Raw genomic sequence first — 16,174 nt, 5'->3', positions numbered from 1 at the left:
CCAAAACACCGGGTTTAAATGCACACATGGGGTCGCTAGGCTGAGCGCAAGCAAAGCTCGGACGTAACCCCATGAACCTAAGCGATACTTCAGCCGCTGATCTTCTCGAGAAACTCGCGACTGGGCATTTGTCGGCCACCGAGTTGATGCGCGCGACGCTCGACCGGATTGCCCAGGTGAACGGGCATGTCAATGCGATCGTCGCGCTGCAGGACGAGGATGTGCTTATGGCACAAGCCCGGGCCGCCGACGACAAGTCGGGCCGCGGGCCGCTGCATGGGCTTCCGATTGCCGTCAAAGACCTGGTTAATGTGGCTGGCATCGCGTCGACCCAGGGGTCGCCGGTTTTTCGCGATCACGTCCCAGCCGTCGACGACCTGATCGCAGCACGGTTGCGGGCCGCCGGAGCTATTCTGATCGGCAAGACGAACACACCGGAGTTCGGGTTGGGCTCGCACACCTTCAATCCGGTGTATGGCGCAACCCGGAACCCCTATGATCCGGCCCGGTCCTGCGGTGGGTCGTCTGGTGGCGCAGCGGTGGCTTTGGCCACCGGGATGGTCGCGCTGGCGGATGGGTCGGACATGATGGGCAGCCTGCGCAATCCGGCCGCGTGGAACAACGTGTACGGTTTCCGGCCCAGCTGGGGCCGGGTTCCCTCGGAACCACAGGGTGATTTGTTCCTGCACCAGCTCTCGACCTTGGGACCGATGGCCCGCAGCCCGCAGGATATCGGACTATTGCTGGATGTGATCTCAGGCCCCGATCCGAGGCAGCCTTTGAGCGTTTCCTGCGACCCCGTCACCCCATTGTCTGTCGAAAGCCTGGACGGGATGCGGATCGGATGGCTGGGAGATTGGGGAGGCGCATTCCCGACTGAGGAAGGGATTTTGACCCAATGCAGCAACGAGTTGGCGATTTTTGAAGGCCTCGGCGCAACCGTCGAGGACGTACCGCCGCCCTTCGATGCCGAACGCCTGTGGAACAGCTGGATCACCCTGCGGTCGTGGAGCGTAGCAGCAAGTCTGCTGCCCTTGGCCGACCGGAAAGACGCCCTGAAGGACACCGCGCAATGGGAGCTGGAGCGAGGTCTGGCCCTGACAGCGATGGAGGTCCATGCAGCCAGCGTCACCCGTTCGGATTGGTACCGTCGGGCGGTTGAACTGTTCGCCGAGTATGATGCGCTGGTGTTGCCGGCAGCTCAGGTGTGGCCGTTCCCTGTGAATCAGCCGTATCCGCGCAGCATTGGTGGGGTCGCGATGGACACCTATCATCGCTGGATGCAGGTGGTCACACCGGTCAGCCTGATTGGTCTGCCCTGCCTTTCGATACCGGCGGGGTTTGGCCCCGGAGGACTGCCGATGGGAATGCAACTGTTCGGGCCGCGCGGCAGCGACGCGCAACTGCTGGCTTTGGGGGCCGCCTATCACGCCGTGACGCATTGGCCGCAAAAACGCCCGGCCATGGCCTGAGGGCAAGGGGAGGAGAAACGTAACATGGAAAAGCCATTCGGAGTGCCAACGCTGAAACCGGCGGATATCGGCATGTTGCGCACGGCGCTGCATCGCGCCTGGCAGGATTATCGCCGCGCACCGGTCTTTGGCCTGCTGTTCGGCGGCTTCTACGTTCTGGTCGGGTGGTTGATGGCCTGGGTAACCGTGCAAACGGGCACCTCGTTCTGGCTGGTGCTGGCTGCCATCGGCTTTCCGCTGATCGGGCCGTTCGCCGCCGTGGGTTTGTACGAGGTATCGCACCGGCTCGAGAGGAATGAGCCGTTGGACTATGGCGCCATCTTCGGTGTCGTGATCCAGCAGAGCCGCCGTCAGTTGCCGTCGATCTGCGCGATCATCGTCGTGATGTTTCTGTTCTGGTTCTTTCTCGGCCACATGATCTTTGCGCTGTTCATGGGGCTGTCGACAATGACAAACGTGTCGTCATCGCTTGAGGTATTTCTGACACCCAACGGTCTGGCCATGCTGGCTGTCGGCACTGCTGTAGGCGCGATCTTTGCCATCCTGCTTTACATGATCACCGTGTTGTCGATCCCGATGCTGCTGGACCGGGAACTCGACTTCGTCACTGCCATGATCTCAAGCTATGCCTATGTCAGCGTGAACAAGCGGGTCATGTTGGGCTGGGGTGCCTTCATTGCGGTCACGACCTTTGTCGCCATGGTGCCCTGGTTTTTGGGATTGCTGATCGTGTTGCCTCTGTTCGGTCATGCCAGCTGGCACCTGTATCGGCAGATCACCGAAGACGATGCAGCGGCGGGGCCGGTTATCGAAGCGGCCCAAGCCTAGGTTCTCGGGGTCAGGAATCGGGCACTTCGCGGCCCATGTCGACCAGCATCTGACGCAGACGTCCCGCGCCGGGCAGGTTGGCTTCAAGCGCATGGACATAGGCGTGGGTCAGAAAAAAGCTCCGGGCGTCGTCGTCCTGCTGGCTGGCGGCGGCCAATTCGTACAATTCAGCCAAAGCCGTGATGTCACCCGCCGCATGCGCCTGCAGAAGGCGGGTGTGCAGGTCGGTCATTCAGCGGCCAGTTCGTTGCGATGTGCCATCAGACGCTGCGCCACCCAGTCGTGGAACAGATGGGTCGGCCCGTCCATCGCCGGCGAGAAATGTCCGCCGTCAAACCCCGGCGCCGCGCGGCCACGCTGCATCCCTTCTACAACGAACACATCCTCTTCAAAGACCACTTTCCACTGCTCGGCATTGCGGGCGCGCAGATCCGCATCGGTATCCGGCGCCGAATAGAACAGGTGGATGTGCTCCGAGGTCCGGTTCTGGGCCTCGGGCCGCAGAATGATGGCGAAGGCGTGGTCCCGGTGCACGCCCAGCAGCACGTTGGGGAAGGCGGCAATGTATTCGGCTGCGGTGTCCCATTTCTCGCTGAGACCTTCGAAATCGGGAAAAACCCGACCGTCCTCAGTTTTCAGTTGCCGATAGACCAAGGTTCCCTGACCGGAATAAAGGCCGGGCTCCTGGATGTGATAGTGATCCTCAAGCCGCGAGTAGCTGTTCAACCCGGGATGCACCCACGGCAGGTGATAGCTTTCACAGTAGTTCTCGACCGCCAGTTTCCAGTTGCAATTGACGTCCAACCGAAAGGAACTTTCCGGGCCGCCGTGGTACAGCGGCTTGTCGAACTCGGCCCAACGCTCGATCAGCCTGGCGTTGGCATCCTCGAACGTCGGCGCGTCGCCCGAGACGTTGATCCAAACCACGTCGCGCCAGATATGGCTGCGCACCTCGATCAGGCCGAGTTCCGATTTGCTGACCGCGTCATGTGCGTTCTGGCCCGGGCCGCCCACATGCGGCGTGGCGACCAGCCGGCCTTCGGTGGAATAGCACCAGCTGTGATAGGGGCAGCGAATGGCGCCTTCGATCTTGCGGGGCTCTTCGACCAGGATCATGCCGCGGTGACGGCAGATATTCTGAAACACACGGACCGTACCGGAACGGTCACGCAGCAACAGTAGCGGAATACCCATGAACTCCAGCGGAACCGCGTCACCGGGCTCGGGGACATCGGCGGTTACCGCGAAGCCGGCCCAGCCATCCAGCAGCAGGGCCCGAGTTTCTTCGGCGTGCAGGGCAGGGTCCGTATAATGTGCATTGGGCAGGCCCAGAGCGGTTTCAATGCTCTGACGAACAGCCGACAGATCGGTTGGGGTGCTGGCCATCTGGTTCTCCTCGCTTCACCACCAGCCTAGGCATCCGGGACCAGCCCTCGCTTACACTTCTGCGACTCCGGCTTTTCTCACAACGACATGCACGGGATTTTAGGCGGTTTCCTATGTCCGGCGCGCCAGCCGCGCTGCCCCCAGCGTTGCCCGGAAGTCGTGGCCCAGATGGCGGATTTCCAATCTGTAGATGTGCGGAGTAGCCGCAGAGTGCTCCATGCACGAACCGATCCATACGCCGTTGCCATCGGTCATGTCTTTGCGGATCACGATCGTCTTGCTGTCACGACCAGCCTCGCGCGACAACACTGCGTAGATATTGGGCCCGGCGCAGGCGGCGAAGCCACGAAGCTCACGGCCCGTGGCGGAACGCGTGCCTGCCATGGCCGGCGGCAATAAGCCGCGCAGGACAGCACACTGATGCAGGTGCCGGGTTTGAACCAGCCAATGATGGGCGCGTGGATCGTCTTCGCCGACATGTTGCGTCACAAGATAGACGCCGCTTGGAAACGCGTCCTCAGTCAAGGCTGCCAGTCCGGGCCGAAGGAACTGAACCACGCTTTCGGGCAGGTCACAGCGCCGGGGCGCGGGGATTTCCTCAAGCGGTTTCAGCAGAATGCGGGCGTCCACGTCAAAGAACCGGCAGATCCGGTCCAGAACGTCCGGGCGTGGAAAACTCTCGCCAGAAAGATACCGGTTGAACTGCGTGCGGTTGACGCCCAGCTGTCTGCACAGTTCGGCGACCGAAGGATAGCGGTCGGCAAGTTGCCTGAGATTCGCCCCCAGCATGCTGCGCAGCTCGGCGGGCGTGCGAGTGTCTACGGCCATGTCTCACTCTGGTTTGCAACGGTTCGGGAAACACGACCGGAGCGGCCAGAAAGGCCGGTGGCCAGTCAAGAAATCGTAAAATTGACCCCATGGAACACGCAATTTGCGTATTCTGGTCCAAGCGTAACGCGCTCAGGCGCGAACGCAATAGGCATTAAGCCCATTTGTATGGTCTTTTTCCTGTCAGTGCTCAGTTGTGCACCTGCAGGAAACGATCCGACAACGCAAAACGCCCCGTCAACGAGGGCGACGGGGCGTTTCGATGGGTTCGCAAAAAATCAGTTGCCGCGCAGCAGGGCCGCGACGCCTGTCCGTGCAACCTCGACAGAGCCCAGCGGGCGCATCAGATCGGCAAATGCATCGATCTTGTCCGGCGCGCCGGTGATTTCGAAGATGAACGAATTCAACGTGCTGTCCACGACATTGGCCCGGAAAATGTCGGCAAGACGCAACGCCTCGACCCGCTTGTCGCCTTCGCCAACGACCTTGATGATCGCCAATTCCCGCTCGACCGAAGGGCCTTCGACTGTCAGGTCATGCACGTCATGCACTGGGACGATACGGCCCAGCTGAGCCTTGATCTGTTCGATCACCTGCGGTGTACCGGTGGTGACGATCGTGATGCGGCTGAGGTGTCCGGTATGGTCGACCTCGGCCACGGTCAGGCTTTCGATGTTGTAGCCGCGCCCCGAGAACAGCCCGATGACCCGGGCTAGAACCCCCGGTTCGTTTTCGACCAGAACAGCGATCGTGTGGCGTTCCTGCACGTCCGAGAAGGTCGGGCGCAGGTTGTAGGCCGAGTGGCGGGTGGAACCTTTTTTGATATGTAGGGCAGACATTTATGTCCCTTTCTTCAACTTTCGTGCGCCGGAAGCCGGCAAGGGGCGATGGATCGATCAGACCAAGACCGAGCCTTTGGAATCGATGACACCCTTCGTTTCGGCCTCGCCCAGCAGCATCTCGTTATGGGCCTTGCCCGACGGGATCATGGGGAAGCAGTTCTCGTGCTTTTCCACCAGACAGTCAAAGATCACCGGACCGTCGTAATTGATCATCTCCATGATCGCGTCATCCAGATCGGTGGGGTCTTTGCAGATGATCCCCTTGGCCCCGAAGGCCTCGGCCAGCTTGACGAAATCGGGCAGGGCCTCGGACCACGAATGCGAGTAGCGTTCGCCGTGCAGCAGTTCCTGCCACTGGCGCACCATGCCCAGGCGTTCGTTGTTCAGGATAAACTGTTTCACCGGCAGGCGGTATTGGACGGCGGTGCCCATCTCCTGCATGTTCATCAGCCAACTGGCCTCGCCCGCGACGTTGATCACCAGCGCGTCCGGGTGTGCCATCTGCACCCCGATCGAAGCCGGGAAGCCATAGCCCATGGTGCCCAGCCCGCCCGAGGTCATCCAGCGGTTGGGGTCTTCGAACCCAAGGAATTGCGCGGCCCACATCTGGTGCTGGCCCACCTCGGTACAGACATAGCGATCGTGGTCCTTGGTCAGCGCCTCGAGCCGTTCCAGCGCGTATTGGGGTTTTATCGCCTTTTCGCTGTTGGTGTAGGCAAGGCAGTTGACCTTGCGCCAGTCCGAGATCTGGGCCTGCCACTTGGCGATCGCTTCGGTGTTGGTTTTGCGACCACGCGCCTTCCAGACCTTCAGCACGTCTTCCAGAACATGCGCCACGTCCCCCACGATGGGGATGTCCACCCGGATCACCTTGTTGATCGAGGACGGGTCGATGTCGATATGCGCCTTTTTCGACTTGGGCGAGAAGGCGTCGATACGCCCCGTGATCCGATCGTCGAACCTGGCGCCGACATTGATCATCAGATCACAGTCATGCATGGCCATGTTCGCCTCGTACAGACCGTGCATGCCCAGCATCCCGACCCAGTTCTTGCCCGATGCCGGATAGGCGCCCAGGCCCATCAGGGTCGAGGTGATGGGGAACCCGGTCGCGTCGACCAGCTCGCGCAGCAGTTGGCTGGCAGCGGGGCCTGAGTTGATCACGCCGCCGCCGGTGTAGAACACGGGCCGCTTGGCGGTTTCGATGGCGGCGACCAGTTCGGTGATCTCTTCGATGTCGCCCTTGAGCGCCGGTTGATAATGCGAGGTCGATGGTTTCGGCGCGTTGTATTTGCCGGTGGCAAACTGAACGTCTTTGGGGATGTCGATCAACACAGGACCGGGACGGCCCGCGGTGGCGACATGAAACGCCTCGTGCATGGTTTCCGCCAACGAGTTGGTGTCTTTGACCAGCCAATTGTGCTTGGTGCAGGGCCGGGTGATGCCCACCGTGTCTGCCTCTTGGAACGCATCCGAGCCGATCATGAACGTCGGCACCTGACCGGTCAGAACCACGATCGGGATCGAATCCAGAAGCGCGTCGGTCAGGCCGGTCACCGCGTTGGTCGCGCCGGGCCCCGAGGTCACCAGTGCGACACCGGGTTTGCCGGTTGAACGGGCATAGCCCTCGGCGGCATGTATGGCGCCCTGTTCATGCCGCACCAGGATATGACGGATGTCATTTTGCAGAAAGATCTCGTCATAGATCGGTAGCACGGCGCCGCCGGGGTATCCGAATACCGTGTCCACGCCCTGATCCTTGAGGGCCTGGACCACCATCTTTGCGCCGGTCATCTCACGTGTCATCTGCTTTGCTCCGTTCGCGACATGTGTCTTGCGTTTGACAAAAAAAAGCCCCCGAAGTTTCGGAGGCGCATGGGTTCGATTATGGTTTACCGTTACCGGCCCATGCGCGTGGTTCCTACGATTACGACTAGCGTTCTCATCGCCAGAGGCTCCTTTTTGCGTGGGGCAGACATTATGGGCGGCGCGAAGGGGCGTCAACAGGCAATCTGGCCAATTTCCTGACTCTGATGTCGAATTTTGCGACATTTTGTTGCGCAGATTGCCGCATGTGGAGAAATTTCCGGAAATACTGGCCGAGTTTTGCCGAGTTCCGAGCGGTGGTCGAGGTCAGAATGCGTCAGAGCGATGTCTGAAACGGGCATGATGCGGGGTCCGGGCTGGGTCAGGCTGGGGCTGCGAACAAGTCAGGGAGGACGGCATGCTGGTGGATCTGGTGGACCTAGGGCGCTATCCGATCGATCGTCCGAATTCGGCGGCCTATGATCGGTTGATCGATGACATTCGTCGTGACCTCGACAAAGATGGTTGCGCAGTTTTACCCGGATTTGTCCACGAAGACGGGTTGAGTCAGTTGCTGACCGAAGCCGAAGCCGTCGCGCCGAGTGCGCATCGCAGTTTCAACCGGACCAACGCCTATTTCACCAAGGACGATCCCCGCTTTGGTATCGCCCACCCGATCCGTCGGTTCTATGACCGGTCGAACGCCTTTGTTCCGGCCGACAATTTCCCGTCTACCGGCCCCCTGCGCAGAATCTACGAGTTCGAAGGATTTCTGCCCTTCATCCGCGACGCGTTGAATGAACCCGCGGATCGGTTCTTTCGCTACGATGATCCATTGGCGGATGTGATCATCAACGTGGTCGAAGAGGGGCAGGGCTTTCCGTGGCATTTCGACACGAACAACTACACGGTTACTCTGGCGATCCAGAATGGCGAGCAAGGCGGCGCCTTTGAATACGCGCCGAACCTGCGCACCGCTGAGGAGGAGAACTTTGACAAGGTGGCCTCGGTTCTAGACGGCAATATGGGAATGGTACGCCAGTTGGAGCTCAATCCCGGTGATCTGCAGATCTTTCGGGGGCGCTATTCCTTGCATCGCGTGGCGCCAGTGTCGGGTGCACGGCCGCGCTACGTGGGGATATTCTCCTTTGTCGAGGCCGAAGGCATGTGTGGCGGGGTCGAGCGTACACGGCAGCTCTACGGCCGTGTGCTGCCGTGTCATCGCGACAGGGAGGGGGTGCGAAACGATGAGCTTCTGGACTGACCCGTGATAGGGTGGAGCAGTCAGATCCTGCCAGGGAGTGCAAGGTGCCACGTATTGTTCAGCTGACCCCCTTTGTCCTGTGTTCCTCGCTGAGCCGGCAAATTGCATTCTACTGCGATCGTCTGGGTTTCGCGTGTGGGTTCACGCAAGACAACTATGCTTTTCTCAGGCTTGGCCCGGTTGCAATTCGCCTGCTGGAATGCCCGCCGCGCGCGGATGGCCTGCCGCTGGGCCACGAGCAATCCTTCTATGTTGATGTCGAGGATATAGACGACTTGTACGAAAGCCTGCGTCCCAAACTCGAGGACCTCCCCGAAGGGCGGGTTCGTGCGCCATTTGATCAGCCATATCAACAGCGAGAGTTTCACGTTCTGGATGAGGACGGCACGCTGATCTTTTTCGGCGAAGGAATCCGTTGAAGCGCGGAAGCTGCGCTGATGGCGCGGCCGTCAGAAGGCCACGCCGGTTCCTTGCAGAACGCCATGTTCCAGCGCGTATCGGGTCAGGCCGGCAGTCGATGAGATGCCCAGCTTGCGCTTGATGTTTTTGCGATGGGTTTCGACCGTGCGAACCGAAATATCCAGCGCCAGCGCGACTTCCTTGTTCGACTTGCCCTGCGCCAATTCCAGAAGGATCGTCTGCTCGCGTCCGGTGAGTGCTTCGCGCGCCGCATCCTCTTTCGGTTCCAGCGATCCGATCGCCCCGGTGCACAGATAGCGCTCTCCACGCATGACCGCGTCTATGGCCTGCTTGATTTCGTCCGTCGGCACATCCTTGAGAACATAGCCCTTGGCCCCGTGGCTCAATGCGGTCGAGATGTATTCCGGGCTGTCATGCATCGACAGAATGAGGATGCGGGTGTCGGGCAGCCGTTCGAGGATCAGCTCCGTGGCGCTGAGCCCCCCGAGCCCCGGCATGTTCAGATCCATCAGGATGACATCGGGCTGCAGGCGCGCGGCCTGATCCACCGCGTCACGGCCATTGCCCAACGTGCCGACGACCTTGATGTCGTCAAAACTCTCGAGGATCGACTGGATGCCCTCGGCGACCATGGGATGATCGTCGACGATAAGGACTCGGATCGTTTCGGTCATCAGGAACCGGCCTTTCCTTTGGGTGTCGCGTCTTCCTGCGGCGGCAACAGGTGGCTCAGCGGCAGGCTGACTTCGATCACTGTACCACTTTGTGCGCCGCGTGATGACAGGATACGCAGGGATCCGTCAAGCTGTTCTATGCGCTCTTGCATGTTGCGCAGCCCGATCCCGGTGCTGACCCGGCCCGGTCGTGACCGAAGGCCACGGCCGTTGTCGGTGATGCGCATGGTCGCGCCCTTCTTGTGGCCGCGCAGGTCGATCGTGACGCGGGTTGCGCCAGAATGGCGTTCGATATTCGTCAGCGCCTCTTGCGCGATACGGTAGAGGGCGATCTTGCTGTCCTGGTCCAGGCGATTGCGGAACACGACGGTCGAGAACTCGGTCTCGATCCCGGTCCGTTCGCGGAAATCATCGGTCAGCGCCTTCAGGGCCGGGCCAAGGCCCAAGTCATCCAATACGCCGGGCCGCAGGTCGCGACTGATGCGGCGCACTTCGGTAATCGCGGTGCCCAGGTTGTCGATGCCCTTGTCCAGCGGCGCACGTGCGCCGTCATGATCGCCCTTGGACAGGCGCCGCCGGGCATTGTCCAGCGCATAGCGTACCCCGACCAGGATCTGGCTGATCCCGTCATGCAGCTCACGCGCCACCCGGCCGCGCTCTTCCTCCTGCGCGTCGATGACCCGCTTGGTCAGTTCCTTCAGCTTGGCATCCGCAAGCCGGCGTTCGCGGATGTTCAACAGCATCCCCGAGGCGAAGACGATCAGAACCGCCGCCAGAACGATACCGCCGATATACAGGAACGTGCGTTGCACCCGCGCTTCGACCTCGGCGCGGGCATTGGCTACGGTGGCCACGATGTCGTCGATGAATACACCGGTTCCCACGGCCCAACGCCAATCCTGCAGGCCGACGACATAGGCGATCATCATCGCCTCTTCCCCGGTCGAGGGCTTCTGCCACATGAAACTGTGCCATCCGGCACCCTGCCGGGCCAGGCGGATGAACTCGTCGACGACCGGAACACCCTCGCTGTCCGTCAGGCCTTCCCAGTTCTGATTGATGAACTCGGTCTGGCGCGGGCTGACAAGGTTGTTGCCGTCATAATCATATACGAAGAAGAACCCGTCCTTTCCGTAAATCATCGCCGACAGGATCTGGGTCACCAGATTCTGGGCGACCTTGTCATCCGGAGACGCGCGTCCGTAGATGTATGCGAACCCGTTCCGGGCCTGTGTCACGTAATTGCGCAGCTCTTCCTTCTTGGCCTCGATCAGCCGACGCTCCAACGCCTTGATCTCGCGTTCAGCAGTCGCGCGGGATTCGTAGGCCACCATGACCGCGATTGCGGCCACGGCTACGACCAGCGGAATGGCCGCCACCAGCGACAGCTTCTGAGCGTAGGTCAGTGAAAGCAGAGCGCGGAGTTTCCCCATGGTCGAATCGATACGCAAGCGGGGGTGAAATTGCAAAGAGATTGGGCATTCCGGTGCTCGAAACGCCCAGGACTCGCGGTTTGCGGGTCGAAATGAGCTCCTCAATTGCGCGTTCTGCAGAAAAAACCATCTGATCTACGTAGTAATAGGTATTCCTTTTCAAACGGCCTTCATTAGGGTGACGCTACCGTAAACGACTGGCTCGGGCGCTGCCCGAGTCGTGACTATGAAGGGGAGGATTACTCTTATGGATCGTCGTAAGTTTCTAAAGACGTCGGCACTGGGCGGCTCGGCCGCAGCGGCAACCACATTGGCGGCACCCGCCTATGCGCAGGGCAAGCGCACGCTGACCATGGTTACCTCGTGGGGCCGCGGTCTGGCTGGCGTGTTCGACAGCGCGCAGCGTTGCGCCGACAGCATCACCGCAATGTCCGACGGCAACCTGACCGTTGACATCAAGGCCGCGGGCGAGCTGGTGGGTGCGTTCGAAGTGTTCGACGCCGTCTCGTCGGGTCAGGCTGACATGTATCACGCCGCTGACTATTACTTTGTCGGTCAGCACCCGGGCTATGCGTTCTTCACCGCCGTTCCGTTCGGAATGACCGCGCAGGAACTGGTGAACTGGTACTATTTCGATGGCGGCATGGAGCTGCATGACGAACTGGGCCAGATCTTCGGCCTGAAATCGTTCCTGGCAGGCAACACCGGTGCGCAGGCCGGCGGCTGGTACTCGAAAGAGATCAACAGCCCCGAAGACTTCAACGGCCTGAAGTTCCGTATGCCGGGTCTGGGCGGCAAGGCTCTGGGCAAACTGGGCGCATCGGTTCAGAACATTCCGGGTTCGGAAGTGTACCAGGCACTGTCCTCGGGTGCCATCGACGGCACCGAGTGGATCGGTCCCTGGGCCGACGAAAAGGCCGGTTTCCAGGAGATCACCAAGATCTACTACACCGCCGGTTTCCACGAGCCGGGCGCAGGCCTGTCGCTGGCCACCAACCGCGACGTGTTCGAAAGCCTCTCGCCGGCGCACCAGAAGATCATCGAGATCGCTGCCGGCGAAGCGCACCAGTGGAACCTGGCACAGTTCCTGGCCAACAACGGCGCGGCGCTGCAGCGTCTGCAGGCCGGTGGCGTAAAGGTCATGGAATTCCCCGACAGTGTTTGGGATGCCTTCGGACAAGCCAGCCAGGAAGTTCTGGCCGAGAACATGAGCGACGAGCTGTTCAAGAAGATCCACGACAGCGCGATGGCATCGATGAAAGCCTCGTCGTCGTGGCTGAACATGTCGTCGGGCGTCTACACCGCTCAGCGCGACCGCGTTCTGGGCTAACTGGCCGTCTGGCAATCAAACGGTTTCCCCGCCACGTGCGGGGAAACCTTTCCTGTTGCAGATGCGCGGATCGCACGGTTTTCCGCTATAATCAGCGTCGCAACCAACGGGACCTGGGGACATTATGCAGGACGAAAACGGTATCTCGTTCTTCGGCGCCCTGTGGAACGGACTGGTCTGGTTCGTTCAGAGCATCGCCGAAGCCTTCTATAATTTCGGATACGCCATCACGCATCCGCAGCTGTGGCTGAACTGGTCGGACAAAGAAGCAATCATGCGCTTTGTCTACTACGGCGGGTCGGTCGAGTTCTTTTTCGTGGTCTTCACGATCTTCCTCGTGCTGACCGCGATCGGGCTTTACTTCCGTGGCTTCATGTGGGGCATGGTGCGCGTTTTGGAAGGGTTCGCCAACACGACCGGGCGTTTCTTTGCCTGGGCGGGCCTGCTGATGGTGATCCAGCAAATCGTCATCGTATTCATGCAGCGCGTATTCGCGCGGCCTGACATGGCGTTTGGTCTGGGTATCCCGTTTCAGATGGATATCAGCTGGTACGCCGAAGAGCTGAAGCTGTACAACGCGCTCGTCGTTTGCCTGTGCTGCACCTACACCTTCGTGCAGGGCGGCCACGTCCGCGTGGACCTCGTTTATGCCGGCATCTCGCACCGGGCCAAGCGCGTGGTCGACATGCTGGGCTCGATCCTGTTCATGATGCCCATCGCCGTGCTGACCTGGATGTATGGCTGGTACTTCATGTGGCGTCACCTGATCGTGCCGAAGCCCTCGGCCAGCGACACGCTGGACCGGCTGGTGATGAAATCCCGCGCGCTGCGCTGGAACGTCGAAACCATCGGCTTCAGCCCCAACGGCTTCAATGCCTACTTCCTGTTCAAGATCCTGCTTGTGGCCTTTGCCGCGATGGTGTTCCTGCACGCGATCGCGTTCTTCTACCGGTCCTATCTCGAATATGTCGAAGGCCCGGAAAGCGCTGGAAAATACCTCGACAAGGACAGCCTTGGCGAGGGTGAAGAAGCCTACGAAGGCACACATTAAGGACGGAGACCAAGACAATGCTATTCGGACTTGATGGCGTCGAGATAGGCCTCATTATCGTATTCCTCTGCCTGTTTGGCGGAATTCTCAGCGGCTTTCCGGTGGCGTTTGCCATCGGCGGTGCCGGTATCATCTCCTTCGGGATCATCGCCGCGCTGGACAGCGCCGGATTGTTGATCCACCAGGCGATCGACACAAGCTCGCAAGCCTATCGGGACATCGTGAATTCGGGTGTGAAACCCGACGTGATATCCGTGTTCCGATACCCGGACCTGCCAAGGATCGCCGAGCCGGTCTTTGTTCAGGGCTGGGAAACCGCGTTGGACCGCAACGTGTCCTTCATCGTGAACCGCATCAACGAACGGGTTCTGGCCGGTCAGTCGATCGAGACTCTGCTGGCGGTGCTGATGTTCGTGCTGATGGGCATCACGCTGGAACGCTCGAAAATCGCCAACGATCTGCTGACCACGATGGCGCGCGTCTTTGGCCCGCTGCCGGGTGGTCTGGCGGTGTCGATCGTGGTTGTGGGGGCATTCCTTGCGGCCTCGACCGGGATTGTCGGCGCGACCGTGGTGACGATGGGCCTGCTGGCCCTGCCGACCATGCTGCGCAACAACTACTCGCCAGAGCTGGCGACGGGTGTGATCGCGGCCTCGGGCACGCTGGGGCAGATCATTCCGCCCTCGATCGTGATCGTTCTGCTGGGCACGCTGGCGGGTGACCTGTATTCGACGGCGCAGGAGACCCGCGCAGTCGAAGCGGGCTGTACCGACGCGCTGACCTATCTGGGCGAGCCGGCCGTGGTTTCGGTGGGGACGCTGTTTCAGGCGGCGTTGCTGCCGGGGATCATGCTGGCGCTGCTCTATGCGCTTTATGCCTTTGGCTACGCGCTGCTCAACCCGCACAAGGCACCTGCGGTCGAACTGTCAGGCGGCAGCGGCGAGACCATCACCCGCTCGGAAGGCCTGACTTGGCTGCTGGGTGCCCCGGTCGCACTGATCGTGGGCGCGGTTCTGCTGGGCAGCGCCGGTGTCATTGGCAGCCAGAACATCACCGTTTCCGGCTTCTCGGACATCGGTGAGGCGGCCTCGTTGCGCACCAATGTGTCCGAGGAGTGCAAGGCCTCGATGATCGACCTGCATGGTCAGGCGGCCTGGGACAAGGCCGTGGCCGAGCAGGAAGCCATCGATGCTGCCGGCGGCGCAACCGAGGCGCAACGGCTGAGCGAGGAAGAACTGGCCTCGGCCCGTGAAGCCAAGATTGCGGCTGCCGCCCCGATCGGCACCGGTGTTGCGGTCATGGTCGTACTGCTGGGTCTGACGCTGGTTCTGGGCCGCGGCATTGCGCCTTCGCAATCGCCGCAGCCGCTGATCGTGGGTGCTATCGGACTGATCCTGATGCTGCTGGTCGATGTTCTGCTGATTGCGCCGACCACCTCGTCGGGGGCCACCTTCCTGCTGTTGGCGCTGCCTTTCGGGCTTGCCATGTATGGCTGCAAGGAAGCGGCGGCGCGCTGTGCGACCAATGATCTGATCCGCGTGGTATTCCCGCCGCTGGTTCTGATCATCGCGGTTCTGGGATCGATCCTGGGTGGTGTGACCAACCCGACTCCGGCCGCAGCGCTGGGGGCAGGCGGGGCCATCATGCTGGCGGCCTATCGCAAACTGCAGGATCAGGGGCGGTCGGGCAAAGTGATCATCTGGTCCACCTTCGCCGTCATCATTTGCCTTCTGCTGGGTGTCAACTTTGACCTCCGCGTGAACCAAGGCGATGTAAGCGTCGAGACCTGGATTGCGTTCATCCTGGCCTATGCCACCTACCTCTATGCGCTGTTCGGCCTGCTGTTCGCCTGCTGGGTGCTGTATGCCAGCGGTGTTCTGACACCGGTGGTGCGGGAAACCGCCAAGGTGACTTCGATGGTCTTCACCATCCTGATCGGCTCGCAGCTGCTGAACCTGGTGGTGATCTCGTTCGGCGGGGAACACTACATCCAGCAGTTCCTGAAGAGCTTTGACAACGAGTTCACGGTCTTCCTGATCGTGATGCTGGTGCTGTTCATCCTTGGCTTCGTGCTGGACTTCCTCGAGATCATCTACATCGTGATCCCGATCGTGGGTCCGGTGATCTATGGCGGGTCGTTCGACCCGAAATGGGTGACGATCATGGTGGCGGTGAACCTGCAGACCTCGTTCCTGACGCCGCCATTTGGCTTTGCGCTGTTCTATCTGCGCGGCGTGGCGCCGAAAGAGGTAACGACGGGCCATATCTACCGCGGGATCATCCCCTTCGTGCTGATCCAGGTGGTGGGCATCGGAATTCTGTGGTTCTTCCCGTCGATCGTGACGATCGTGCCGGACCTGATCCCGAACTGATCGGTGATGGCGTTATCCAACTGAAAAGGGGGCCGCGAGGCCCCCTTTGCTTTGGTCCCGGCTGACGCCGGTTGTCAGGTGAACTGGATCAGGTCCCAACGGTTCCCGAACGGATCCTGCCAGACGGCAACGATGCCATAGGGTTCATGGCGGGGCTCTTCCTCGAACCGGACCCCGTTGGCCAGCATGTCTGCGTGATCGCGGGCGAAATCATCGGTTCTGAGGAAAAACCCGACACGACCTCCGGTCTGATTACCGATTGCGGCCCGTTGGCTGTCTCCGTCAGCCTTGGCCAACAGCAGAGCAGCCCCATCGCTGCCAGGGGGCGTAACCAAAACCCATCGTTTGCCTTCGCCAAGATCGATGTCCTGGGTCAGCCGGAACCGAAGCGTCTTGGTGTAGAACGCGATCGCGTCATCATAGTCCGGCACCACCAGGGTGACGGCGTGCAAACCTTGCTGCATCAGA

Annotated in this window: 15 protein-coding genes; 7 read left to right on the top strand and 8 right to left on the bottom strand. The window is 60.8% G+C overall.

Annotation, left to right across the window (positions count from 1 at the left end; genetic code table 11):
• The first annotated feature begins 71 nt into the window (after positions 1–71).
• Both K3752_RS09885 and K3752_RS09880 read left to right on the top strand, forming a co-directional pair.
• Entirely contained in the window at positions 72–1,472 is a 1,401-nt protein-coding gene (locus tag K3752_RS09885; protein ID WP_260063138.1) for an amidase, read from the top strand.
• Between the two features lie 24 nt (positions 1,473–1,496).
• Complete coding sequence (locus tag K3752_RS09880) at positions 1,497–2,300, top strand: DUF2189 domain-containing protein (protein WP_260063137.1); 804 nt, start codon at positions 1,497–1,499, stop codon at positions 2,298–2,300.
• A 10-nt stretch (positions 2,301–2,310) separates the two neighbouring features.
• Here the strand turns inward: K3752_RS09880 and K3752_RS09875 are convergent, their stop codons facing one another.
• From K3752_RS09875 to K3752_RS09855, 5 genes are all read right to left on the bottom strand, one after another.
• On the bottom strand, positions 2,311–2,532 hold the full coding sequence (locus K3752_RS09875; RefSeq protein WP_170338672.1) for a hypothetical protein: 222 nt from the start codon (positions 2,530–2,532) through the stop codon (positions 2,311–2,313).
• Positions 2,529–3,686, bottom strand: coding sequence for an aromatic ring-hydroxylating dioxygenase subunit alpha (locus K3752_RS09870; protein ID WP_260063136.1), 1,158 nt, complete (start codon positions 3,684–3,686; stop codon positions 2,529–2,531). The genes K3752_RS09875 and K3752_RS09870 overlap by 4 nt, the downstream gene beginning before the upstream one ends.
• Before the next feature lie 111 nt (positions 3,687–3,797).
• The gene (locus tag K3752_RS09865; RefSeq protein WP_260063135.1) at positions 3,798–4,514 is read right to left on the bottom strand and encodes a helix-turn-helix domain-containing protein; all 717 of its coding nucleotides are present in this window, start codon (positions 4,512–4,514) and stop codon (positions 3,798–3,800) included.
• Between the two features lie 278 nt (positions 4,515–4,792).
• Positions 4,793–5,353 carry an acetolactate synthase small subunit gene (ilvN, locus tag K3752_RS09860; RefSeq protein WP_170363268.1) on the bottom strand — a complete coding sequence of 187 codons (561 nt, stop codon included), beginning with the start codon at positions 5,351–5,353 and terminating at the stop codon, positions 4,793–4,795.
• A 57-nt stretch (positions 5,354–5,410) separates the two neighbouring features.
• Positions 5,411–7,162 (bottom strand): acetolactate synthase 3 large subunit, encoded by a 1,752-nt coding sequence (locus tag K3752_RS09855; protein WP_260063134.1) that lies wholly within the window; start codon positions 7,160–7,162, stop codon positions 5,411–5,413.
• A 418-nt stretch (positions 7,163–7,580) separates the two neighbouring features.
• Between K3752_RS09855 and K3752_RS09850 the strand changes: the two genes are divergently transcribed.
• Together K3752_RS09850 and K3752_RS09845 are read left to right on the top strand one after the other, a co-directional pair.
• Positions 7,581–8,426 (top strand): hypothetical protein, encoded by an 846-nt coding sequence (locus K3752_RS09850; protein WP_170366237.1) that lies wholly within the window; start codon positions 7,581–7,583, stop codon positions 8,424–8,426.
• A gap of 44 nt (positions 8,427–8,470) precedes the next feature.
• On the top strand, positions 8,471–8,845 hold the full coding sequence (locus tag K3752_RS09845; RefSeq protein WP_170338682.1) for a VOC family protein: 375 nt from the start codon (positions 8,471–8,473) through the stop codon (positions 8,843–8,845).
• A 30-nt stretch (positions 8,846–8,875) separates the two neighbouring features.
• Here the strand turns inward: K3752_RS09845 and K3752_RS09840 are convergent, their stop codons facing one another.
• Both K3752_RS09840 and K3752_RS09835 read right to left on the bottom strand, forming a co-directional pair.
• Positions 8,876–9,520: a response regulator transcription factor gene (locus K3752_RS09840; protein ID WP_170338171.1), complete on the bottom strand. Its 645-nt coding sequence runs from the start codon at positions 9,518–9,520 to the stop codon at positions 8,876–8,878.
• Positions 9,520–10,953 (bottom strand): cache domain-containing protein, encoded by a 1,434-nt coding sequence (locus K3752_RS09835; protein ID WP_170368605.1) that lies wholly within the window; start codon positions 10,951–10,953, stop codon positions 9,520–9,522. Before K3752_RS09835 ends, K3752_RS09840 begins: the two co-directional genes overlap by 1 nt.
• Before the next feature lie 247 nt (positions 10,954–11,200).
• Between K3752_RS09835 and K3752_RS09830 the strand changes: the two genes are divergently transcribed.
• The 3 genes from K3752_RS09830 (at position 11,201) to K3752_RS09820 (ending at position 15,706) form a co-directional block, all read left to right on the top strand.
• Positions 11,201–12,283, top strand: coding sequence for a TRAP transporter substrate-binding protein (locus K3752_RS09830; RefSeq protein WP_260063133.1), 1,083 nt, complete (start codon positions 11,201–11,203; stop codon positions 12,281–12,283).
• Positions 12,284–12,407: 124 nt separating this feature from the next.
• Positions 12,408–13,334: a TRAP transporter small permease subunit gene (locus tag K3752_RS09825; protein WP_170338177.1), complete on the top strand. Its 927-nt coding sequence runs from the start codon at positions 12,408–12,410 to the stop codon at positions 13,332–13,334.
• 17 nt (positions 13,335–13,351) lie between these two features.
• On the top strand, positions 13,352–15,706 hold the full coding sequence (locus tag K3752_RS09820) for a TRAP transporter large permease subunit (RefSeq protein ID WP_170366234.1): 2,355 nt from the start codon (positions 13,352–13,354) through the stop codon (positions 15,704–15,706).
• Positions 15,707–15,780: 74 nt separating this feature from the next.
• Here the strand turns inward: K3752_RS09820 and K3752_RS09815 are convergent, their stop codons facing one another.
• Complete coding sequence (locus K3752_RS09815; RefSeq protein WP_170338689.1) at positions 15,781–16,170, bottom strand: VOC family protein; 390 nt, start codon at positions 16,168–16,170, stop codon at positions 15,781–15,783.
• Positions 16,171–16,174 lie beyond the last annotated feature (4 nt).

The organism is Ruegeria sp. B32, assembly GCF_025141855.1.
GTDB classification, from domain to species: domain Bacteria; phylum Pseudomonadota; class Alphaproteobacteria; order Rhodobacterales; family Rhodobacteraceae; genus Ruegeria; species Ruegeria arenilitoris.
This window is presented reverse-complemented; position numbering and strand designations above follow the sequence as displayed.

What these genes read in the sequence shown, in the direction of transcription:
- K3752_RS09815 (WP_170338689.1), bottom strand. Translation starts at nt 16,170, where the DNA reads ATGCAGCAAGGTTTGCACGCCGTCACCCTGGTGGTGCCGGACTATGAT.
- K3752_RS09875 (WP_170338672.1), bottom strand. Translation starts at nt 2,532, where the DNA reads ATGACCGACCTGCACACCCGCCTTCTGCAGGCGCATGCGGCGGGTGAC.
- K3752_RS09885 (WP_260063138.1), top strand. Translation starts at nt 72, where the DNA reads ATGAACCTAAGCGATACTTCAGCCGCTGATCTTCTCGAGAAACTCGCG.
- K3752_RS09870 (WP_260063136.1), bottom strand. Translation starts at nt 3,686, where the DNA reads ATGGCCAGCACCCCAACCGATCTGTCGGCTGTTCGTCAGAGCATTGAA.
- K3752_RS09835 (WP_170368605.1), bottom strand. Translation starts at nt 10,953, where the DNA reads ATGGGGAAACTCCGCGCTCTGCTTTCACTGACCTACGCTCAGAAGCTG.
- ilvN (WP_170363268.1), bottom strand. Translation starts at nt 5,353, where the DNA reads ATGTCTGCCCTACATATCAAAAAAGGTTCCACCCGCCACTCGGCCTAC.
- K3752_RS09830 (WP_260063133.1), top strand. Translation starts at nt 11,201, where the DNA reads ATGGATCGTCGTAAGTTTCTAAAGACGTCGGCACTGGGCGGCTCGGCC.
- K3752_RS09865 (WP_260063135.1), bottom strand. Translation starts at nt 4,514, where the DNA reads ATGGCCGTAGACACTCGCACGCCCGCCGAGCTGCGCAGCATGCTGGGG.
- K3752_RS09840 (WP_170338171.1), bottom strand. Translation starts at nt 9,520, where the DNA reads ATGACCGAAACGATCCGAGTCCTTATCGTCGACGATCATCCCATGGTC.
- K3752_RS09880 (WP_260063137.1), top strand. Translation starts at nt 1,497, where the DNA reads ATGGAAAAGCCATTCGGAGTGCCAACGCTGAAACCGGCGGATATCGGC.
- K3752_RS09855 (WP_260063134.1), bottom strand. Translation starts at nt 7,162, where the DNA reads ATGACACGTGAGATGACCGGCGCAAAGATGGTGGTCCAGGCCCTCAAG.
- K3752_RS09820 (WP_170366234.1), top strand. Translation starts at nt 13,352, where the DNA reads ATGCTATTCGGACTTGATGGCGTCGAGATAGGCCTCATTATCGTATTC.
- K3752_RS09850 (WP_170366237.1), top strand. Translation starts at nt 7,581, where the DNA reads ATGCTGGTGGATCTGGTGGACCTAGGGCGCTATCCGATCGATCGTCCG.
- K3752_RS09825 (WP_170338177.1), top strand. Translation starts at nt 12,408, where the DNA reads ATGCAGGACGAAAACGGTATCTCGTTCTTCGGCGCCCTGTGGAACGGA.